General features: G+C 32.0%; 31 protein-coding genes and 2 pseudogenes. 17 read left to right on the forward strand and 16 right to left on the reverse strand.

Going from position 1 to position 18,260, the window contains the following annotated elements:
• Nucleotides 1-686: 686 nt before the first annotated feature.
• Together GH715_RS07205 and GH715_RS07210 are read left to right on the forward strand one after the other, a co-directional pair.
• On the forward strand, nt 687-935 hold the full coding sequence (locus GH715_RS07205) for a hypothetical protein (protein WP_205601839.1): 249 nt from the start codon (nt 687-689) through the stop codon (nt 933-935).
• A 374-nt stretch (nt 936-1,309) separates the two neighbouring features.
• Entirely contained in the window at nt 1,310-1,510 is a 201-nt protein-coding gene (locus tag GH715_RS07210; RefSeq protein ID WP_153834971.1) for a helix-turn-helix transcriptional regulator, read from the forward strand.
• Here GH715_RS07210 and GH715_RS07215 read toward each other — a convergent pair.
• From GH715_RS07215 to GH715_RS07230, 4 genes are all read right to left on the reverse strand, one after another.
• The gene (locus GH715_RS07215) at nt 1,490-1,702 is read right to left on the reverse strand and encodes a hypothetical protein (protein ID WP_153834970.1); all 213 of its coding nucleotides are present in this window, start codon (nt 1,700-1,702) and stop codon (nt 1,490-1,492) included. The genes GH715_RS07210 and GH715_RS07215 overlap by 21 nt on opposite strands.
• A 35-nt stretch (nt 1,703-1,737) precedes the next feature.
• A complete protein-coding gene (locus tag GH715_RS07220) occupies nt 1,738-1,929 on the reverse strand; it encodes a hypothetical protein (RefSeq protein ID WP_153834969.1) in 192 nt (63 codons plus the stop codon).
• 76 nt (nt 1,930-2,005) lie between these two features.
• A complete protein-coding gene (locus tag GH715_RS07225; protein WP_153834968.1) occupies nt 2,006-2,929 on the reverse strand; it encodes a DUF6744 family protein in 924 nt (307 codons plus the stop codon).
• A gap of 44 nt (nt 2,930-2,973) precedes the next feature.
• Nucleotides 2,974-3,213 carry a hypothetical protein gene (locus GH715_RS07230; protein WP_153834967.1) on the reverse strand — a complete coding sequence of 80 codons (240 nt, stop codon included), beginning with the start codon at nt 3,211-3,213 and terminating at the stop codon, nt 2,974-2,976.
• Between the two features lie 442 nt (nt 3,214-3,655).
• Between GH715_RS07230 and GH715_RS21515 the strand changes: the two are divergent.
• The 3 genes and pseudogenes from GH715_RS21515 to GH715_RS07250 all read left to right on the forward strand — a co-directional run bounded on the left by GH715_RS21515 (nt 3,656) and on the right by GH715_RS07250 (nt 5,678).
• Nucleotides 3,656-4,051: pseudogene (locus GH715_RS21515) on the forward strand (replication initiation protein).
• A 49-nt stretch (nt 4,052-4,100) separates the two neighbouring features.
• Nucleotides 4,101-4,622, forward strand: coding sequence for a Bsp6I family type II restriction endonuclease (locus GH715_RS07245; protein ID WP_153834965.1), 522 nt, complete (start codon nt 4,101-4,103; stop codon nt 4,620-4,622).
• An 87-nt stretch (nt 4,623-4,709) separates the two neighbouring features.
• Entirely contained in the window at nt 4,710-5,678 is a 969-nt protein-coding gene (locus tag GH715_RS07250; RefSeq protein WP_153834964.1) for a DNA cytosine methyltransferase, read from the forward strand.
• A 247-nt stretch (nt 5,679-5,925) separates the two neighbouring features.
• Here the strand turns inward: GH715_RS07250 and GH715_RS07255 are convergent, their stop codons facing one another.
• Nucleotides 5,926-6,111 carry a hypothetical protein gene (locus GH715_RS07255; RefSeq protein ID WP_153834963.1) on the reverse strand — a complete coding sequence of 62 codons (186 nt, stop codon included), beginning with the start codon at nt 6,109-6,111 and terminating at the stop codon, nt 5,926-5,928.
• 248 nt (nt 6,112-6,359) lie between these two features.
• On the opposite strand from GH715_RS07255, the gene GH715_RS07260 reads away from it, so the two are divergent.
• Together GH715_RS07260 and GH715_RS07265 are read left to right on the forward strand one after the other, a co-directional pair.
• The gene (locus GH715_RS07260; protein WP_153834962.1) at nt 6,360-7,169 is read left to right on the forward strand and encodes a ParA family protein; all 810 of its coding nucleotides are present in this window, start codon (nt 6,360-6,362) and stop codon (nt 7,167-7,169) included.
• 23 nt (nt 7,170-7,192) lie between these two features.
• Nucleotides 7,193-7,756: a hypothetical protein gene (locus GH715_RS07265; RefSeq protein ID WP_153834961.1), complete on the forward strand. Its 564-nt coding sequence runs from the start codon at nt 7,193-7,195 to the stop codon at nt 7,754-7,756.
• Nucleotides 7,757-7,790: 34 nt separating this feature from the next.
• Here GH715_RS07265 and GH715_RS07270 read toward each other — a convergent pair whose 3' ends face one another.
• Together GH715_RS07270 and GH715_RS07275 are read right to left on the reverse strand one after the other, a co-directional pair.
• On the reverse strand, nt 7,791-8,147 hold the full coding sequence (locus GH715_RS07270; RefSeq protein WP_153834960.1) for a hypothetical protein: 357 nt from the start codon (nt 8,145-8,147) through the stop codon (nt 7,791-7,793).
• Between the two features lie 124 nt (nt 8,148-8,271).
• A complete protein-coding gene (locus tag GH715_RS07275; protein WP_153834959.1) occupies nt 8,272-8,658 on the reverse strand; it encodes a sigma-70 family RNA polymerase sigma factor in 387 nt (128 codons plus the stop codon).
• Between the two features lie 17 nt (nt 8,659-8,675).
• Here GH715_RS07275 and GH715_RS21770 point away from each other — a divergent pair.
• The 3 genes and pseudogenes from GH715_RS21770 to GH715_RS07285 all read left to right on the forward strand — a co-directional run.
• Nucleotides 8,676-8,894, forward strand: a pseudogene (locus tag GH715_RS21770) (diguanylate cyclase domain-containing protein); the annotation flags it as partial.
• A complete protein-coding gene (locus GH715_RS07280; RefSeq protein WP_267463678.1) occupies nt 8,868-9,725 on the forward strand; it encodes a putative bifunctional diguanylate cyclase/phosphodiesterase in 858 nt (285 codons plus the stop codon). The pseudogene GH715_RS21770 and the gene GH715_RS07280, both read left to right, overlap by 27 nt.
• Nucleotides 9,726-9,917: 192 nt before the next feature.
• A complete protein-coding gene (locus GH715_RS07285) occupies nt 9,918-10,298 on the forward strand; it encodes a winged helix-turn-helix transcriptional regulator (protein ID WP_153729521.1) in 381 nt (126 codons plus the stop codon).
• 67 nt (nt 10,299-10,365) lie between these two features.
• Here the strand turns inward: GH715_RS07285 and GH715_RS07290 are convergent, their stop codons facing one another.
• On the reverse strand, nt 10,366-10,875 hold the full coding sequence (locus tag GH715_RS07290) for a type 1 glutamine amidotransferase domain-containing protein (protein ID WP_153834957.1): 510 nt from the start codon (nt 10,873-10,875) through the stop codon (nt 10,366-10,368).
• 651 nt (nt 10,876-11,526) lie between these two features.
• On the reverse strand, nt 11,527-11,694 hold the full coding sequence (locus GH715_RS07300; protein WP_153834955.1) for a YvrJ family protein: 168 nt from the start codon (nt 11,692-11,694) through the stop codon (nt 11,527-11,529).
• 154 nt (nt 11,695-11,848) lie between these two features.
• On the opposite strand from GH715_RS07300, the gene GH715_RS07305 reads away from it, so the two are divergent.
• Entirely contained in the window at nt 11,849-12,094 is a 246-nt protein-coding gene (locus GH715_RS07305; RefSeq protein WP_163578520.1) for a glutaredoxin family protein, read from the forward strand.
• A 40-nt stretch (nt 12,095-12,134) separates the two neighbouring features.
• Here GH715_RS07305 and GH715_RS07310 read toward each other — a convergent pair whose 3' ends face one another.
• Both GH715_RS07310 and GH715_RS07315 read right to left on the reverse strand, forming a co-directional pair.
• The gene (locus GH715_RS07310; protein ID WP_153834953.1) at nt 12,135-12,350 is read right to left on the reverse strand and encodes a hypothetical protein; all 216 of its coding nucleotides are present in this window, start codon (nt 12,348-12,350) and stop codon (nt 12,135-12,137) included.
• Nucleotides 12,347-12,961 (reverse strand): sigma-70 family RNA polymerase sigma factor, encoded by a 615-nt coding sequence (locus GH715_RS07315; protein ID WP_153834952.1) that lies wholly within the window; start codon nt 12,959-12,961, stop codon nt 12,347-12,349. The genes GH715_RS07310 and GH715_RS07315 overlap by 4 nt, the downstream gene beginning before the upstream one ends.
• A gap of 181 nt (nt 12,962-13,142) precedes the next feature.
• Here GH715_RS07315 and GH715_RS07320 point away from each other — a divergent pair, with 181 nt between their 5' ends.
• On the forward strand, nt 13,143-13,388 hold the full coding sequence (locus tag GH715_RS07320) for a YesK family protein (RefSeq protein WP_153834951.1): 246 nt from the start codon (nt 13,143-13,145) through the stop codon (nt 13,386-13,388).
• Between the two features lie 60 nt (nt 13,389-13,448).
• Here the strand turns inward: GH715_RS07320 and GH715_RS07325 are convergent, their stop codons facing one another.
• Nucleotides 13,449-14,159 (reverse strand): phospholipase A2 family protein, encoded by a 711-nt coding sequence (locus tag GH715_RS07325; protein ID WP_153834950.1) that lies wholly within the window; start codon nt 14,157-14,159, stop codon nt 13,449-13,451.
• A gap of 17 nt (nt 14,160-14,176) precedes the next feature.
• A complete protein-coding gene (locus GH715_RS07330; protein ID WP_153834949.1) occupies nt 14,177-14,356 on the reverse strand; it encodes a hypothetical protein in 180 nt (59 codons plus the stop codon).
• A 185-nt stretch (nt 14,357-14,541) separates the two neighbouring features.
• On the opposite strand from GH715_RS07330, the gene GH715_RS07335 reads away from it, so the two are divergent.
• The gene (locus GH715_RS07335) at nt 14,542-14,826 is read left to right on the forward strand and encodes a hypothetical protein (RefSeq protein ID WP_153834948.1); all 285 of its coding nucleotides are present in this window, start codon (nt 14,542-14,544) and stop codon (nt 14,824-14,826) included.
• A 27-nt stretch (nt 14,827-14,853) separates the two neighbouring features.
• Here the strand turns inward: GH715_RS07335 and GH715_RS07340 are convergent, their stop codons facing one another.
• From GH715_RS07340 to GH715_RS07350, 3 genes are all read right to left on the reverse strand, one after another.
• Nucleotides 14,854-15,285: a hypothetical protein gene (locus tag GH715_RS07340; protein ID WP_153834947.1), complete on the reverse strand. Its 432-nt coding sequence runs from the start codon at nt 15,283-15,285 to the stop codon at nt 14,854-14,856.
• Nucleotides 15,286-15,303: 18 nt separating this feature from the next.
• A complete protein-coding gene (recU, locus tag GH715_RS07345; RefSeq protein WP_153834946.1) occupies nt 15,304-15,816 on the reverse strand; it encodes a Holliday junction resolvase RecU in 513 nt (170 codons plus the stop codon).
• A 67-nt stretch (nt 15,817-15,883) separates the two neighbouring features.
• A complete protein-coding gene (locus tag GH715_RS07350; RefSeq protein ID WP_153834945.1) occupies nt 15,884-16,249 on the reverse strand; it encodes a hypothetical protein in 366 nt (121 codons plus the stop codon).
• Between the two features lie 189 nt (nt 16,250-16,438).
• On the opposite strand from GH715_RS07350, the gene GH715_RS07355 reads away from it, so the two are divergent.
• Genes GH715_RS07355 through GH715_RS07370 form a run of 4 tightly spaced genes read left to right on the forward strand, consistent with a single transcriptional unit; the run spans nt 16,439 to nt 18,210 of the window.
• Nucleotides 16,439-17,002, forward strand: coding sequence for a recombinase family protein (locus tag GH715_RS07355; RefSeq protein ID WP_163578521.1), 564 nt, complete (start codon nt 16,439-16,441; stop codon nt 17,000-17,002).
• A gap of 26 nt (nt 17,003-17,028) precedes the next feature.
• Nucleotides 17,029-17,406: a hypothetical protein gene (locus GH715_RS07360; RefSeq protein ID WP_163578522.1), complete on the forward strand. Its 378-nt coding sequence runs from the start codon at nt 17,029-17,031 to the stop codon at nt 17,404-17,406.
• On the forward strand, nt 17,403-17,846 hold the full coding sequence (locus GH715_RS07365) for a DUF5348 domain-containing protein (RefSeq protein WP_144547126.1): 444 nt from the start codon (nt 17,403-17,405) through the stop codon (nt 17,844-17,846). The genes GH715_RS07360 and GH715_RS07365 overlap by 4 nt, the downstream gene beginning before the upstream one ends.
• Before the next feature lie 19 nt (nt 17,847-17,865).
• Nucleotides 17,866-18,210, forward strand: coding sequence for a hypothetical protein (locus tag GH715_RS07370; RefSeq protein ID WP_153834943.1), 345 nt, complete (start codon nt 17,866-17,868; stop codon nt 18,208-18,210).
• Nucleotides 18,211-18,260 lie beyond the last annotated feature (50 nt).

Genomic DNA, 18,260 nt, shown 5'->3' on the forward strand with positions numbered 1-18,260 from the left:
AGCATATCTTTGGCAACGTATTGGTTTTCATAGCACAATATAACCCCAGCACAGCAGTTTTTACCGTCTATTAATAAATGAGTCATTGTACAAGATATGTTAGCGTGAGAGCACGGTTTATCTTTGGTTAATAATGGAGACAAATAATTTACCAAAAGCAATGGACAAAGAGGCATATGCCTTATTACATTGGAAGTAAAATATAAAGCCTTTTTGGTATAGTAAACTAGAATGTTCTCCACTTTTTCTTATAAAATAAGGTTCAACAAGCGAAAGCCATTGTTCACAGGATATTTTTCAAGTAAACTATTTCATGGGTTATTCCTTTATTTTGGATTTGAATTTGTGTACTACCACCCAACCATTATTTTTAGGGTTGAGTGCATTATAAAACATTCTTTTTTGTTAAATGGTCAACCATGCAGTGCTGATCACCGCCAAGAAAAGGCATGAAGATAATCATAACAAGGAAGAACGAATAAGATCTTTATGCCATTAACTTTATAGGATAGACTCCAATTCAATGGTAAAGATAACCACAGAGAAGATGATCACCGTAAATGAGAGAACAAACAACTAAATTACAAAACTCTTTGGACAGCGTTAAAGTGCAAATTGACATCATGCGGTGTTATGAAACACCGCCAATAGAAAATATAATAATCACACAGAGAGGAGCAAGTCAAATGGCAGGGTTACCAATAAAAAACAACACAGAAATCACACTTAAAATTTCTATCGTCCCTAAAACAAGAGCCGAAGGAGATTTGAACGTAGCCATCGAATTAGAAGGAAACGATCACGATGTGATGACCGTCGCGGAAATCGCTCAAAATACGAAGGTGTTGGGTGAAGCTGGTGTGGAACACATACTTTTAAAAGTTCTCAATGAGGAAAAGCCATTACATATTGATTTTGATGGACCGATCCAGTAAGTATAACGGATCGGTTTATTTTGTTAATTTTTTAAAAAAATGCAGTTCGTGACCGCAGTGGGTATTCTCCTTCTTTCTTAACACCACACTTATATAGTTGAACGATGAGCCGATCACTCCCGTCTGTGCAAACACGGCCAGTGCGATTGCCAGAGTGCGAAACAAATGCGTCAATACAGCTCTATAACCGGTGCGATAAACGCACCGGTATTTTTTTGATTACTTTCGCATCATTCGAAACCAAATGCTCTCTCAAAATCTCTTTCCCTTTCGGACTGATACACAACCATAAATACTTTTTTTGTTGAAAAGTCTTTTTTTTCCTTAAAATGTATAGTAAACTATACACACACTGAATAAAGTAGGTGATCTATATGACCGAATCAAACAAATCTCATACAGCAACCAAGCACGTCCATAATCGAGTGAAGGAATTACGGAAGAAAAACCATTACACGCAGAAACAACTGGCGGATCACATCGGCGTGACGCGTTTAACGGTCATTTCGATAGAAAAGGGGAAGTATGAACCTTCGATTGGGATTGTATTACGTTTAGCAGCTGTATTGGGGTAACCATTGAAAATAGTTACTTCCATTAACGATTTTACCCAATTCACTAGATAGCTGCGATTTACCTGTTCCTGCTTCACCAATAAACAGAACATGTTGCTTACTTAACATTCCAATCAACAGACCTTCTACTTCATTTTCTCTTTCATAATACTTTTTGTTTAATGCTTCTTTTATCTCTTTAATTTTATTCACAATAATTTCTCTCCTTTGGTTTTTTAAAATTGAATTTATCTTTGTTTCATCTGAAGATTAATTAAAGCTTCTTGCTGATCTAATTCTCTTTCTTTTAATCTTAATTCTCTTTCTTTTAATTGATTAGCTCGTTCTAATTCATTACCAATTCTGTGTAAGGAATGAACCATACTTGGAATTTGATTTTCTAATAGATTTTTGCCATACCCTGTTTCATGCAATTTCATATTTTTTCTCTCCTTTTTTAAGTTTTTAAAAAAAGAAACCACTTTTTCTCACGTTAGAAACGTTAAAAGTGCTTTCTTATTTAGTGATTTTTTGAGTTAGCTCGACAGCCGAGATTCGCAAATCATTTAGCATTTCTTCAAGATTATTAACATCAATTGTTAATGTTTCCTTATATGCCTTATAAGTATTTGCGACACGTCTTGCTTCCTCAATACTATCTTTGTATATTTGTTTTTTAAGGTTTTCTTGATCAGACAATTCTTTACAACGATTTAAAACTTCTTTCATCTCATTTTCGAGTTTTGATAGTACCAAGTTTTTATTTTCAGATGTGTCTTGAAGTGGTACGGATACACCTTCTGATTGTAAGTATTCACATAATAATTGAAGTTTCTTTAAATCCTTTGAAAAAGATTGAGGAATAAAGTAAACTCCACCATTACTTCTAACAGGTGTTGGTGCTAAACTCGATAGATATTTGTTAATCATTACTCGTAACTGTTGAGCTGAATAGTAATCAATATATTTTTGGAAACGTTGTTTAGCCTGTTCTGCAAGTTCACTAGCTGTATTATTACTTGATTGAATTGAAAAGCTATTATCCTCTTTATTTAATTGCATAACAGTTGCATTAGAATCGTAGTCTAATCGTTTTCCATTGTGATCAACAGTTTCAATGACAATGTTTCGTTGTATTAATTTATTGTCTGAATAAACCTCTCTTACTAAGAAGTTTTGAAACATATTTGGATCGCTTGTAGGTACTTTTTTTCGTTGCACCTCTTTAGTAGCTCTCCTAAATGCGTCACTAGAACGGATAGGATTTGGTAACCAATTTTCATCAATTCCAATCGTTTGGAACTGTTGCTCTAGCTCAATTCTGGTTACTTCAACATTAGAAGTTACTGAATACCAGAAAATATAGCCTAATTGTTCAATTCCTTCCGAACTTGTTGCTACAACTTCTTTACTTTTGATTTTTTCATTTACACTCGCCATGTAAATACACTCCTTTTAAATGTAATTTTAAAAATCTCTTTCTTCTAGAAACATTCGCGATAAGCTTCATCTGGTACAAGATTTTCATTAAATGCTTCAACCAAGCAATCTTTATCGCAAAAATAATGATCTTCCCACTTTATAACCTTTTCATCATCTTCAAAGACTTCATCATCACAAAATGAACAACAACCAATTGACTGTTCTGATTGTTCATCTATGTAATGTTTTTCTCTAGGAAGATAACCATGTTGGTTATAGTAGGTAATTGCAGGGTGTTCCATTTTAATACTCCTTTCTTATTAATTTTGTATATAAAAAAAATCAATTCTCCCTTATCTGATAAGAGAAAAATTGATTTTTAATAAAACAATCTATATAAATGGTTATTTGACGCTCACTATTAAATGATTTTTCGTAACTATATGTAGTTACAGCTGTTCCGTTAGTAGTGATTAATACGGACAGAATGTTTTTTCGTCAGTCTTTTCTCCAGAATTGTGGAGAATACACTAACCACTCAATAATAACGAGTGAGTAAAATACTAAATAAATATAGTTTTATTATAACGGAATGCTGTTATAATTTTCAACCCTTTTTTATTAGATATTAATTTAAAGTGATATTAATGAAAATTTAAATATTGATTAATAATAATATATTGTTAAATTAATGAATTACAATCATTAATATTTTAATAACTTTACATTAACATTAATATCAATATTACATTAACTATGGTCAGCATGATCCAACCTTCAGACGAAGATTTTATTACATATGACATATCAGTTCATGACTTCCACGAAATGCTTGGTTTAGAAGGACGTGAAAAATATAGTGAACTTAAAGAAATCGTGAAGGATTTAATGTCAAAAGTAGTTGAGATTCCCCGCAAGGACGGTGGGTAGTTTTTAACGCACTGGGTATCTACTGCTGAATATGTATCAGGAGAAGGTGTTATAAAATTTAAATTTCCACCTGAATTAAAACCTTATTTATTACAGCTTAAACAAGCATTTACTTCTTATCGACTAAGTAATATTTTGTCGCTAAGAAGTTCTTATTCTACCATTTTTTTAAAACTTTTTGATAGAATTAAAGGCGTAAACAAGTACTAAAACTATTATTTTTTTGATAAAATGAACGCAAGGCTGACACACCGTCTGTATGTTACACGATTTTATTAAGATTGATAAAAGTCGCTTTAAAGACGCAGTAAAAGCTTACTGGTTATGGAAAGAGCTTAATTCTATTATCAAGAATAGTCATAATCGGGGGATTAATTTCCCTGAGACAATAAGTGAATCATTAATGTGTTATGCTCTTGGTTTTGAGTTAAATAGAGGTACTGGTGGCGATGCCCGAAACCCTGAAACGGGTGAAGTGTGTGAAGTGAAGGCAACTTCTAACTGGGATCGTGACACTTCAAGTTTTTCTCCAAAGGAAGAATTTGATTCTCTTTATTTCGTCCGATTGAATCAACGAGATGATCATGTCTATATTTACGATCTTCAGTTAGATTCAAATAGTTTAAAGAAAATACCAGTAAGCAAAACTCAAACCGTTGAAGATCAACAAAAGCAAGGCAGACGACCTAGATTTTCTATCATAAAACAAATAATTGAAGCTAATAACCTTGATCCGATAGCGTTTATTGACCTAAGAAAAGAAAAAGTCAAAAAGCTTTAATACGGATAGAAGGGAGAGAAGGTGTGTCGCCTTCTCTCCAAAATTTAGCAGCGTGCCGCAAAAAAATACATAGGGGGTAACATAAAAATGAATGCAGCAGGACTTTTTTCAGGAGTAGGTGGAATTGAATTAGGTTTTGAAAGAAGTGGTTTTAATATAGTTTGGGGCAACGAAATAGATGAAAAGGCTAGTCAAACGTATCAACTTAACCATAATCACGAATTAGTTACTGAAGATATCAACGAAGTTAGTAGTGCTGATATACCTGATCACGATATATTATTAGCTGGGTTTCCATGCCAAGCTTTTTCAATCGCTGGTTACAGAAAAGGATTTGAAGATGAGCGAGGCAACATTTTTCTTCAAGTAGTAAGAGTCTTGAGAGATAAAAGACCATCTATTGTGTTTTTAGAGAACGTTAAGAACTTGGTAGGACATGATAAAGGGAATACGTTTAAAGTGATTTTAGAAGCCTTGCATGAGTATGGCTATTACGTTAAGCACAAGGTCATGAATGCTTGTGAATACGGAAATGTCCCTCAAAATAGAGAACGAATTTATGTAGTTGGGTTTCAAGATCCCGAAGCATTTAGGAATTTTGACTTTCCTAATCCTATTCCATTAACTCGAAACCTTTCTGACATAGTGGACTTTAAAAGTAAGGTTGATGACGCTTTTTATTATACGCCTGAAAAATATTCTTTCTATGAAACACTAAAAGAGAAGATGAAAAATAAGGACACTTTATATCAGTGGAGAAGAGTTTATGTGAGAGAGAATAAATCGAACTTATGTCCAACGTTAACAGCGAACATGGGTACAGGAGGTCATAATGTTCCACTTCTTCTATCAGATCATGGGATACGTAAGTTAACACCGAAAGAGTGTTTCAAGTTACAAGGATTCCCTGATGATTTTATATTACCTAGTGATATGGCTAAATCTCACCTTTATAAACAAGCAGGTAATTCTGTTGTGGTGCCTGTTATTGAAAGGATAGCCCAAAACATAAGACAGGCTGTTCAAAAACATAATATCGAAGAAGTGATTTATTAAATATTAGCAGCCTTAGGGCTGCTCTTTTTAATTTTGATGAAAAAATTAAAAAAGGGTTTAACAAAAAAGATTGCAATAGTAAATACAGGAGGTGATTCAATGAACATTCAAATTCAGATTGATTCTAAACTTCTGGTCACTATTGCAACGTTCTCTTATCTGTTTTTTCTGTAAAAGAAAAAGAACTCCGAAAAAAAGGATTCCTTTTCCAGTGTGATAAGATGGTAGAGATCTTATAAATCCTGAGTTACTGCTCTAATTTCATCTTCACGTCTGCCAGAACTCTGCCAGAACGTAATTCTAGTTCTTTAATTGAAGGTTTGTGACCTTTTCGAGTGTTATGCTGAATAATAGTTATTAATTTTCGTTCAAAATCTGTTAATTGATTAACTTCTTCCATTAACAGCACTCTCCTTTGGTTTATAGTGTCCAACTGTACTCAGCTACCTTGATTATAACAATAACATAATGTATATAAAATATTTGTAATATATTAATATTATATTAATGTTAATGTTTTATTAATATTATTATAACATCAAAAAAACGTAAAAATTATATCAAATTAATGATATGTTTTTATATAATTAAAATTTACCTATATGATTATTAATGTTAAACTTACTACAAAGTAGTACGGTATGTCGTTAAAATTTATATTTAAAAGGGGAGTGCTGTGTAATGGCTAAAGTAATCTCAATTGTTACGCACAAAGGGGGAACTTTAAAAACATCTATAGCAACCAATGTGGCAGGAGTGCTATCACAAAAGAAAAATAGCTCTAAAGCTTTTTCTAGAAAGAATCGAGTATTAATTGTTGATACTGATGGACAAGGAAATGTGGGAATGTCATTTGGTTTCATTCCAGAAAAACAGTTTGAGACGAATGTTTATAGTGTGTTAGTTGAAAACTATCCAATACAAGATTGTATAACTAAAGCTTATAAGAGCATTGACATTCTTGGTTCAAACACTTATATGATTAGATTTGAATTAGATATGTTAACAAAAACTGACCTTCCAAAGAAAGACTATTTTAATATTATAAAAAAAGCGTTAGAACCGATTAAAGATGAATATGACTACATACTTATTGATACTCCACCCAGTCTTGGCTTGCTTGTCGGTAACGTACTAAATGCTTCTGATGAAGTTATTATCCCTTACTCGCCAGAACCTTATTCTGTTCAGTCTGTTAAAACAATTATTAGTCAGATAGAAAGTTTTCAGGAAAAAATGAATCCAGACTTAAAAATAAAAGGAATTGTTGGAACATTAGTAGATTCTAGAACTACATTACATTCTGAATTACTATCTGAATGTAGGAAATATGCACTCAAAGAAAACATTACTTTTTATGATACGGTGATACCAAAAACTATTCGGTTTTCAAATAGTATTGCATATGATGGTTTACCAGCAACATTAGTAGATAAAAAGAATAAATTAGTTCAGTCATATTATGATTTAGTAGATGAAATGAATTTATAAAATCATGGAAGGGGAATATTATTGTGTCTAGGAAAAGAAAATTAATGACTTCTTTTTTTGATGAAGATATTGACGAATCAATTAAAACAGATGGAGAAACTGAATCCAAAGATAATACTGATAACCAAAAGAAAGATAATAAATCTAATAGTCAAAAAGATAAAAACAAAGAAAAGACTGAAAAACAATCCAAAGATAAGGAAACAGATAAATTGAAAAATGAAACTAATTATACTCCAAAAGGTAATAGCAGCGATCCACAGCAAGAAGAGACAAACGATAGTGCACTAGAAGAAAAAAATGATATATCACAAGGTTCGGAAGAAACAGAAGAACCTAATGCAGAATCAAACCAGATAACACCTAATAACGATGAGAAAGAAATGCAGAAACACAACTTATTGCAGGATTTAATAGAACAGAAAAAGAAAAGAGACAGTAAAAAATTGATTGGCGTTTACTTTGAGGGTGATGTAGCCAAAGTCCTCGATAAGCTAGGAGATAAAGGGGGAAGGGGAGCTAAATCACAAATTGTTAATGACGTAGTAAGGGAATTTCTTGTTAAACAGGGGTTATTAGATGATTAAAGCTATACTTCAATGAAGTACAGCTTTTTTATTTTTAGTCGATTAATACTCTTTTTATCCAATCAAAACTTATAATATAAGCTAAAAATAGAGTAATATATATTATCGTAAAAAATACAGGTGATGTATCACTTGTTATTAATAAATTAATTGATAGGCCGAATAAAAATGGAGCTATTATTGAAAGCAAAGCTATGCCTTTTTCTAAGTATTTATGTTGGTAGTACATATAAACAAATGGTGTGATCGCGATTACTATAAGTAAGATCATAATATCCTCTAACACCTTAATATCCATAAAAATACAAAAAATAGCAGGTATAAAGATATAAATTAAAGCTATAATTATGCCATCTGTTCCCACATTAGCCAACTTTTCTTTTATATTCATTGATTCATCTCCCTTCTTATACACCATATATCGACATAATTAAAATATTAATTCGAGGTATAAAGACTCCTCTCCTTCTAGAATAATAAACAACTAGAAAAAAGAGCGACATTTGCGCCGCTCCTTAATCATTTATTAATAGTTTCCGAATTTTCCCTTTCGCCCGCCGCCCCCAGTTTTTCACGGCATCCTTCGTAACCTGCTCCTTATTCGCAATCTCTTTTATCGTTAAATCCTCAAAAATAAACAGCCTAAACCACTTCATTTCATTATCCGTAAGCACTTCTTTGATCTGGTCGTACAGGTATGGATCAAAGCCCATCTCAAGCGTCGCTGACACCTGGCTCATGTCGGTTGTTTGATGCGCCCTGTACACTTCATCCTTTTCCTCCTGATGATTCCGCGCCCGAATGAGGCTGAGCAAGGCCTTTTGAATCAAGAAATACGCATAGCTCGAGAACTTCCCTTGCTTTTCCTCATACGTTTCATAAGCCCTCCAAAGCGCAAACAACCCCTGTTGGCGGAGATGAGTTTATCCTAATTTCACAGAATGTAAAAGAAGAGGAAATGACTCAGCTTGCGAAACAGTTTATAAAAGAAATGAACCAGCCCGTTATACTACAAGAACATGAAGTGATTGTTACAATTAGTATTGGAGTTAGTTTGATGCACGAAGGAGAAAGTAGCGTTGATGACCTCATTAGGCAATCAAATCAAGCCATGCTGTTAGCTAAAAAGACAGGAAAAAACAACTATCAGTTCTACACAAAGGAATTACATGAGAAGATCACACGCAAACAACAAATTGAATGGGCTTTACGCAATGCCATTGTGCAGGATGAGTTCTCACTAGTCTATCAACCACAAGTGGACGTAGTAACGGATAAAATTACGGGTATGGAAGCCCTACTTCGGTGGAATCCAGCTTTTGGTGTTGTACCTCCTGATGAATTTATTCCTATTGCGGAAGAGACAGGACTGATTCTTCCAATTGGGGAATGGGTATTAAGAGAGGCGTGCCGTCAAATTAAAAAGTGGGAGAAACAAGAACTTCCGAAAGTAAGGGTATCTGTCAATGTATCGGCAAGGCAATTCAAAGATAAACAGTTCACATCAAAAGTAAAGGCCATTGTCGAAGAAGAAAAGGTTCAGCCATGTGATCTTGAAATAGAGATTACAGAAAGTGTGATGCTAGATGTCGAGGGGGCATCACAACTGATCCAAGAGTTGAAGGAATTGGGCGTGAAAGTGGCAATTGACGATTTTGGTACGGGGTACTCATCCTTGAACGTCATGAAAAATGTTGAAATTGACACTTTGAAAATGGATAAATCTATGATTAATGATGTTTCGGAGAATGGTCGTATGATGTCTTTGTTGATTGCTATGATTCGTTTAGGGAAGGATTTGAATACTCAAGTTATTATTGAAGGCGTGGAAACGAAGGAACAAAAAGAATTTCTAAAAGAGTATCAGGTCATCGCACAAGGTTATTTCTATAGCCGGCCGCTGCCAGCAGGTCGGTTACAACAAGTTTGGGAGAAACATGGGGCGGTGCTTGGCGTAACCAGTGAATGATTACATATATATTACTTTTCACTTGTAAGATAATTGAACAACATGTTATATAGATATTTTAAAAGAGTCATTAGCATCATCATAAGAAGTGTCCCAATTGACCAATATAATCTCTATATATGTATTACGTCAATCCAAGATAATTTATGCAAAAAGTATTAAATTTAGGCATAGGAGGAGATTACGAACGTTATGTGTGAAACGTTAAGAGAAAATATAAAGCAGAAGTTGGAAAATGGTGATTATAATTGTGAGAAGGAATTAACATTATCGATTATTAGTGGAAAGTACAAAGTAGTGATTCTTTGGCATCTTGGTGTAGAAGGTCCTCATCGATTCAGTGATTTAGAACGCCTCTTTAATCATGTATCTCATAAGACATTATCTAATCAATTAAAAGAATTAATAGATGATGGGATTATAAGTCGAAAGGTTTATCCAGAAATGCCACCTAAAGTGGAGTACGATGTAACAGAGCTTGGAAAGACATTAGTGCCAATTGTGGAGATGATGTACGATTGGGGTAAAAAGCGAATTTCCCAATTGAAGGAAGAAGGAATAATAGGAAGTTAAGTTTTATTGTATTCAAAAATCACCAGTATGCTGTTACAGACAGCATACTGGTGATTTTATTAGATTCTTATTTTAGCAATTTTAATGCTTCACGATTGAAAGCAGGTAGGTCATCAGGTGTTCTACTTGTAACAAGGTTACTATCGACAACAACCTCTTCATCCTTCACAATAGCCCCTGCATTCTCTAAGTCTTTTCTAACTGACACGAAGCTTGTTAATTCTTTCCCTTCTAATAAGTCAGTTTCTACTAAGAATTGAGGACCATGGCAGATTGCGAATACTGGCTTTTCTTCTTCCATAAACGCTTTTGCGAATGCTCCATTTTTCGGATTAATTCGGAGCAAGTCTGGAGAGAAGCCACCAGGAACTAATAATGCATCATAGTCATTCGCATTTACTTCATCAATTCCTTTATCTGCTTTTATTTCTTCACCGTTTTTCCCTTTAATCATTTTTCCTGCTTCGTCACTAATAATTTCTACTGTATGACCTGCATCTTCATAAGCTTTAACAGGATCTGTTAATTCTATTTCTTCCACGAGATCTGTAACGATAACTGCAACTTTTTTTGTCATTTTTATCTTCTCCTTTCTATAATTCTGTATTAATGGTATCGAAAATTCATTGATCTGTGAAGAACGCACTTTTATGTACGGAGGTTACTTTGAGGTAACTTAGATGTAATTTTCCGTTACCAAAACAACGAGTATTTAGAAGAATACAGGGTGTCTATCGATTCGTACTTTTGTCTTAATATAAATGGATTATTTTTATGTTGTAAAAAGTAAAAATATGTTAATATAATATTACTTTTATTTTAGTAGCTTTCCCTAATACAGTAATTGGTAAAGTTTGAAGTGTTATTTAGGGGAGGACCTTACATAAAGGTAAATACATCACAAGAATCAACTAGGGAGGTTTTACACAAATAAAATGGCCGAATGATTAGTCTTAGTCAAAAATTAAAAGTACATAAAACCAGGGGGAAAACTACCATGAAAAACAGAATATTATTCTTTTCAAATTCAACTATTTTTTTCACAGTACTTTTTAAGTTTATTTGAGGAATTTACACTATTTAATAGTAATTCATAAATTATTTCTTTATCTTCATTTGTCATGCCTTCTTTCTCTAAACATCTGCTATAAAAGTTGGATATTTCTCTTGTCTTGCAATAACAAGCCATTAAATCTTCAATCTTCATATATACCTTCCTTTCTTAATTTTAATTATCTTTTTTTAGGTCTTTAATGACTGCCGACAGCTCTAAAATCACTGCTTCAAGTTGATCAAACTTTTTTTCAAATCTAACGAATAGATAAACTGTTATGGCAATAGGAAAGCCAAAATTTCCAATTATACTTACCCATGTCGGAATTGTTTCAGGTGTCATTTTCAGATCCCTCAACTTTCGAGCATTTTATAATACCTAAAGAGATACATAGATAAATATATAAACCAACTCCGACATTTTAATTATTTGGTTTAAATCCAACAATAATTTTCACTTTATAATTTAAAGTCTAATTATGAAGGGTGAAAATGTGATGAAACAAGTAATTTTATATTCTAGTGACCATTGTATTTTTTGTGTAAAAATGAAAGAGTGGCTTAAACAAAATCAAATAAGTTACATTGATAAGAACCTAAAGAAACGGGAATACTCACAAGAACTTAAACAGTACAATGCGGTAGGAATACCTTTTATTTTAATCATTGATAATAAAACAAATGATAAAAAGATAGTACAAGGTTTCCAGCCTGATTTAGTTAAAAAGTATCTAAATGATTAATAAATTAAAAACCCCACCTATCTAAAAAAACGGTGGGGAACTATCCTTTAACGTCTATTGGTTTTAGAAAACACCATATACTAGGAGGATCTTTAAATTCAACAGTAAACATTTTCTCTATAATTTTTAATTTGATTTCTTGCTCTAAATCACTTTGTTCTTGATAGCTTGTATTTTTTAACGATTGCTTTATTTTATAATCAAACTTGTTTAGAATTTCTTCTATTTCTCTACAATCAATTTCATTTCCTTTCAATTTGATTCACTCCCATTATCACTTGATCCAATAATTTTATATAACTTTTTTAAAGCCTTATTATGTTGATTTGAAATATTTTGAGAGGTTGTACCAATTAATTCAGCAATTTCATTAATACTCATTTCTTTTAGATATTTCAATTCCAGTATTTCCAATTGTTTTTTTGTAAGTGCATTCAACGCCTGATATAATTTATCATTCTCTATGTGATCCTTTAATTTCTTACCATAAGCCTCTTGTTCAGAATACAGGGGTTTTGTTTCAATAAGGTCTTTGTATGTGGTATTACCTTCCTCTAACACTTCTTTATCAAGAGTTAAGGAGAAACGCTTATTCAATTTTTTAATTTTTTTATCGTAGTCAATACTAAAGTATCGAATCAAATTGCTAATGTACTTTATCTTCTTTATCTTTTTATAGTGTTCTTTAAAAGCGTTATCAATCTCTCTTTTATTTTCATCAGTTGGATTAGTAATTGCCTTTTGTAATAACTCGTAATTTTTATCATTTTCCAAAAAACTCTCAATTATAGGGTTTTGAATTGCTTCTTTATTTCTTTCGATAAATTTTAACATCAGGCTTTCTTTTGATGATTTCTTTTCTAACATTAGTAATAAACCCCCTATCTTTTTATTAAGATATAAAGTGAACCACAACTAAAATTATAAACCAAAACAGAACAAGCGTTCGTATATATTTGCAATTTTTTAAAAGATTGAGTTTATATTCGATATACTTTATCATTGGAAATATATAGTTTGTGTTAATACTTTTCTTGAAGGTGATACAATGGATATTTTCATTCCAATTGGAACAGGTTTTATAATTAACGTTGTTATATTTATAATTTCTTTAGTAATTACTAAGGAAAAGAAAAAGTCTGCATATATAACTTTTTTTGCGTCAATTCTAACTTTTATCGTATCTTTAGTTGTTGGATCATGGACTGGTATGGGAATAGGTGTTATTAGTTCAGGAATGTTAATAGCTTCGTTATTCTTTCTCGCTTACAGTTACTTATCCAAAGAAAAATAAAAGCATATTAAAAAGCCTTCAAAAGAAGTAACTCTTTTAAAGGCTTTTTTTATTGAATCTTTAACAGAGCAATCCCTGTGGTCCGAAATATGCTCGAATACCAACTGCTGCCCAAGTATCGTGACCTTCAACACAAGAAACCAATTCCTTATCACAACAATTATCATTATCCCCAAATACTCTGTAACACCTGTCGTGTGCAACACAACAAGTATCTGTCGCATTTATAGGATCATCACCGCCATGGTCTAAATTATAACCACAGTTACCACCGCAATGTTGATACCCACCTGGTAAGCAACCATCACTTGTCCACCAAGCTTGAGTGCTGATACCATCTGGATCATTGACTTTAATATCTTCCTTTGTAAATTCCAATTTTTCTAAATCAGTTTCATTGTGTGTAATTAAAATTTCCTTGTTTTCAAATTTGTATCTGTAAACGTTGTTAGGACTTCCTTTTTCTATAATTTGTCCGAAATAATAATCCTCATATGCTGGTATTTCATTGTATAGAATGTTGATATTTTTTTCTTCATTAACTAAATTGATAATCGTTGCATTAAACTTCATTACACTTCGGTCTTTTTCTCCAACTACTGCTTCAAAAGCGTATGCTTTTTCTACAGCCAATTGTTTAGGATTAAATTTTTCCTTTTCTTGCATTTTTTCAACCAATTTCTTGAATTTCTTTTGCTGAAATAAAACATCTAGTTTAGTATCTAAGTCAGATCCCGTTAAATCTTTTTTAGAAAGAACTGTACCAATCATCATATTCACCCCTTTTTTTATGCAATAACTACATCATCACAACCACAATGATCAAAAACGTAGGTTGATCCATACAACGGAACGAAAGTACCCATGCAACCAGGTTCTAGGCAACATTTCCGAATTGGAGAACACATACTTTGAATAGAAACATCACCATCATTTTTCACTTCAATAATAGGCTTTTTTTCATTCATGTCATTACCTCCTTTCTTAACTTAAAGAGAAAGAAGTCACTAAATAGTAAATTGAAAAGAGAAATTATTTGGTGAAAAAAATATTTCATTTATTTTTTTAATAAAGGTTGTTTTTTTAGCTACTTTAACTCCTTTTATTTTAGGTACGTACCTAAAATAAATTTAAAAGTAAGGAGTTGAGTTGTATGGCAAATTTGCGTCGTGTTGAAGAATATAGAGGTACTTTCACAGCAAGTTTAAGCACTCTACGAGATATGGAAGACGCTAATTATCAAGCTTTTACTTCTTTGTATCGACAATATAGAGATTCTAATGTTGTAGAAAATTTACTAACTGGAATAGGTGGGGCTGCGTTGGGTATTATTTTTGCCCTTGCACCTGTAAAACCCCCTATTGTTGGCAAGAAAAAAGATATATTTCATAAAATCATCATGAAATCAAATTTAAATTGGAAAGTAATAAGAGATTAATATGAATTACATATTAATCTCTTATTTTTAGGTATTTGCAACAGCATTTACTTTTTTTAAATATAACTTTTCAATTCCTAAGTTCATTAAACTAAGTATTATGTTTATGGCAGTTGTACCTAAAAAGACATATATTATATTTATAAATTGATTTTGAATAGCACCTTCAATAGAATATTGGATCATAATTATCAATGTATATCCTAACGAAAAAACAAAAACTTGAATTACAAGGCGTTTCCATATGTTTTTTACCTTATATGAAGTAAATCCAAACAATAAAGCTACTATATAAGTCATTGGGTTAATCAGCGAAGATATAATTCCTATAAATATTGATGTTATTACTGCCACGGAAGTAGACATTGTTTGACTAAACCCGATTAAAGCAAATATAAATCCTAATATAATCGTAGGTGTCATAGCTGGAAACAACGCTATAAAAAGGTATTTTTTCATTTTATAGTTCCTCTCCTGTTAATAAACCGTTCCGCATTGTTTTAAATAGTCTAATGGAACACCATGACCCGACTTTATCAAATCACATTTATAAACAAACCATTCATATGGTATGGATTTTCTACCACCGTTTTTCATGTTTTCCCACCATTCATTTGCTTTATCAATAGGTAAGAAATAATGTTCTAAGTGTTTAGCAAATTCTATAATAAAAAACGATATACCACCTTGATCTTTATGTTTTAAAAGGTATTCCATTTGATGTTTTTCAATATTATTTAAAGGAAAAGATGTGCGACTGTTGGTACTTTTAGTATCAAAAGCAATAGAACGACCATGTGAAATTCCTAAGAAATCGACCAGCCCTTTTTTATTGGGATAAGCATATATAACTTTTCTTTGCTTTTTATCATAGTGTACTGTCCAGTCTGTAGGTACTTTATCCACTAAAGCAAGACCTTTATTTTTGTAAGCATTATTAGTGAACTCAATAATTTCTTCTAATTCCATACCTCGTTTTCCGTACCCCATAAAATCACCTTCTTTATTTCCTTCCTATCCGAAACATTTAGAACAAAATTATTTTCAGCATTGAGTTTTATGGCTTGTAATCAATGATTTGTATGCCAATAAGAAAATCAGAGCATTCTTCTAAATCGAAATTAATGGTTTCACCGTTAGGATAATAAAATATAATCTCTCCTACTTCTCGGTAAGATTTATCTTTATCTTCATCATTATAGAACTTAACGTGTTTTTTGGTTAAATCATGGTCTGCCGGTACTGTTAATCCTGTATCGAATTCCGTTGTCATTACACTTCCACCCGAAACATTCCCACCCATAGTTGTGATTATTTCCGCAAAAGCAGTTTCAAATTGAAATGTGTAAAGAAGTGTATGTTCTTGATCAATATTTCTCATTTCATCTGGCTGATAATAATCCATTTTATAATTTTCATTCATCACACTATTCTCCTCTCTTTTTATAACTGTGAACTGTTATATTTATATTATAACTGAATACCGTTGTATATACAATTACTATTTACTTAGTTTCAAAACTTAAAAGAATTGACACCGTTTTTAAAACCCTGTAAAATCAGGGTATAAGCTTGTGTCGCAACTTAGTGCCATAAGTAGGAGGTATTTTAAGTGAAATATGGGTATGCAAGAGTATCAACTATACACCAAGATTTGGAATTTCAAATTGATATGCTAAATAAAGAAGGGTGTGAAATGATTTATAAGGAAAAATTTACAGGAACTAAAAAGGAAAGACCTGAATTTCAAAAACTGTTAGATGTTCTCCAATCAGGAGACACATTAGTGGTTACCAAATTAGACAGGTTCGCCAGATCCACAGCAGACGGAATACAAACTATCAAAAACTTATTTGAACGTGGAATTAAAGTGCACGTTCTTAATATGGGGATCGTTGAAGATACACCAACCGGTAGATTAATTTTAAGCATTATGTTAGCTTTTGCAGAATTTGAAAGAGATATGATTGTTGAACGAACACAGGAAGGTAAAGCGATCGCAAAACGGAAAGAGGACTTTAGGGAAGGTAGACCAAAGAAATATAGTAGGAAGCAAATTGATCATGCTATTAAGTTAAAAGATGAAGAAGGATTTTCTTATAAGCAAGTACATGAAATGACTGGAATATCAAAAAGTACACTTATACGAGCTAAGCGTGAGAAAGGGTTAATATAATAGGAAGAAACTTTTTGAAAGACTAAATGGGGAAGGGGTGTGATTATATGAACTCGCTGTATGAGAATAGTTTAGAAATACTTAATTTATCAGATGTAGAAATTGTTCAAAAAGAAGAAGGTAAATCATACACAGCTTTATTATTATGTTTAAGAACCCAATTAAAGTACAAAACTTCAAATGACTATGACGATGAAGATAATAATTCAAAAGAGATTTCTTTTTATTACCTGGTTCAAATAGTAGATGGTAAAGTGAATGATACTGCATTAAGTGAAGATAATTCTAATGAGTTCTGGTTAGACATTAAAAATCAATTATCTGAAGATGAAGTTTTATCATTAAAGAACAAACTTAAAGGTATTTTTAACGATTATCTCAAAGGGAGGGAATTAATCAAATGAAAAATATAACTACGAAAGAAGCTATGCAGGAATTGGACAACCTTAACCATGAAATAAAACGATATTTTAATAAAGTTGATATTGAATTAGATTGTGAAAATATTAGCTTCGATTCAAATAATCCAGATGATTACTTTATGAGGAATGAAATCCGTTCTATTTCAGATAAGCTAGATGATATTCATAGAAAGCTCAATTATTTATCAAAACCCATTTCAGACCAAGGATATATAAGGCGCAATTCGTCTGGAAGATATGAATTGCCAAGTGGCGATTATTTTACAAGTGGTTCAGCCTGCGAAATCTTATATACTGATGATATAGATAATGAACAATATTGGATTTATACCCGAATAGAACATAATGGGGAAGATTACTTTGCTACAGCATTAGGTAGAGATATTTCTATTAATGGAATGATGGTAAGAGTAAGAAGGTAATTTATAGGGTGAGTGGAAAATGAAATTTGATAAGTTTAAAGCAGAATTTGAAGAAAAATTACGATTAGAACGTTTGTATGATGTTAAGGAACTTAGTGAAGGTCAAACTCTCGGGTTACCAAATGGAACAAATATAGCAATTGATGATAATACGAAAGGTTATTTAATTGAAAGACCTGAAAACACCAATTATGAGGTTTATTTAATCAAAAAGGTTGTTGTAAAACCTATTATTTGGGTTTTTAAAAGAAGTGGTGAATACATTGATAATAAGGAATTTAACGATATTGACGAAGCTCTTAAATGGATGAGAGAATCATATATAAGAGACGCAGAAATTAAGCTAAATATAAAACAAAATTAAAAAAATAAAAGACTACACCGATTGTTCTTGTGTAATATGAACAATAAGTG

The sequence above is a fragment of the Gracilibacillus thailandensis genome, from assembly GCF_010994055.1.
Classification (GTDB): Bacteria; Bacillota; Bacilli; order Bacillales; family Amphibacillaceae; genus Gracilibacillus; species Gracilibacillus lacisalsi.

Bases quoted from the DNA above. Each gene is read 5' to 3' on its own strand.
- recU (WP_153834946.1), bottom strand. From the start codon at position 15,816: ATGGGGTACGGAAAACGAGGTATGGAATTAGAAGAAATTATTGAGTTC.
- GH715_RS07350 (WP_153834945.1), bottom strand. From the start codon at position 16,249: ATGAATGAAAATTATAAAATGGATTATTATCAGCCAGATGAAATGAGA.
- GH715_RS07220 (WP_153834969.1), bottom strand. From the start codon at position 1,929: ATGAAATTGCATGAAACAGGGTATGGCAAAAATCTATTAGAAAATCAA.
- GH715_RS07320 (WP_153834951.1), top strand. From the start codon at position 13,143: ATGGATATTTTCATTCCAATTGGAACAGGTTTTATAATTAACGTTGTT.
- GH715_RS07315 (WP_153834952.1), bottom strand. From the start codon at position 12,961: ATGTTAGAAAAGAAATCATCAAAAGAAAGCCTGATGTTAAAATTTATC.
- GH715_RS07225 (WP_153834968.1), bottom strand. From the start codon at position 2,929: ATGGCGAGTGTAAATGAAAAAATCAAAAGTAAAGAAGTTGTAGCAACA.
- GH715_RS07260 (WP_153834962.1), top strand. From the start codon at position 6,360: ATGGCTAAAGTAATCTCAATTGTTACGCACAAAGGGGGAACTTTAAAA.
- GH715_RS07210 (WP_153834971.1), top strand. From the start codon at position 1,310: ATGACCGAATCAAACAAATCTCATACAGCAACCAAGCACGTCCATAAT.
- GH715_RS07205 (WP_205601839.1), top strand. From the start codon at position 687: ATGGCAGGGTTACCAATAAAAAACAACACAGAAATCACACTTAAAATT.
- GH715_RS07245 (WP_153834965.1), top strand. From the start codon at position 4,101: ATGTTACACGATTTTATTAAGATTGATAAAAGTCGCTTTAAAGACGCA.
- GH715_RS07300 (WP_153834955.1), bottom strand. From the start codon at position 11,694: ATGACACCTGAAACAATTCCGACATGGGTAAGTATAATTGGAAATTTT.
- GH715_RS07290 (WP_153834957.1), bottom strand. From the start codon at position 10,875: ATGACAAAAAAAGTTGCAGTTATCGTTACAGATCTCGTGGAAGAAATA.
- GH715_RS07335 (WP_153834948.1), top strand. From the start codon at position 14,542: ATGGCAAATTTGCGTCGTGTTGAAGAATATAGAGGTACTTTCACAGCA.
- GH715_RS07370 (WP_153834943.1), top strand. From the start codon at position 17,866: ATGAAATTTGATAAGTTTAAAGCAGAATTTGAAGAAAAATTACGATTA.
- GH715_RS07365 (WP_144547126.1), top strand. From the start codon at position 17,403: ATGAAAAATATAACTACGAAAGAAGCTATGCAGGAATTGGACAACCTT.
- GH715_RS07250 (WP_153834964.1), top strand. From the start codon at position 4,710: ATGAATGCAGCAGGACTTTTTTCAGGAGTAGGTGGAATTGAATTAGGT.
- GH715_RS07280 (WP_267463678.1), top strand. From the start codon at position 8,868: ATGCTGTTAGCTAAAAAGACAGGAAAAAACAACTATCAGTTCTACACA.
- GH715_RS07285 (WP_153729521.1), top strand. From the start codon at position 9,918: ATGTGTGAAACGTTAAGAGAAAATATAAAGCAGAAGTTGGAAAATGGT.
- GH715_RS07340 (WP_153834947.1), bottom strand. From the start codon at position 15,285: ATGAAAAAATACCTTTTTATAGCGTTGTTTCCAGCTATGACACCTACG.
- GH715_RS07325 (WP_153834950.1), bottom strand. From the start codon at position 14,159: ATGATTGGTACAGTTCTTTCTAAAAAAGATTTAACGGGATCTGACTTA.
- GH715_RS07330 (WP_153834949.1), bottom strand. From the start codon at position 14,356: ATGAATGAAAAAAAGCCTATTATTGAAGTGAAAAATGATGGTGATGTT.
- GH715_RS07360 (WP_163578522.1), top strand. From the start codon at position 17,029: ATGGGGAAGGGGTGTGATTATATGAACTCGCTGTATGAGAATAGTTTA.
- GH715_RS07305 (WP_163578520.1), top strand. From the start codon at position 11,849: ATGAAACAAGTAATTTTATATTCTAGTGACCATTGTATTTTTTGTGTA.
- GH715_RS07270 (WP_153834960.1), bottom strand. From the start codon at position 8,147: ATGAATATAAAAGAAAAGTTGGCTAATGTGGGAACAGATGGCATAATT.
- GH715_RS07230 (WP_153834967.1), bottom strand. From the start codon at position 3,213: ATGGAACACCCTGCAATTACCTACTATAACCAACATGGTTATCTTCCT.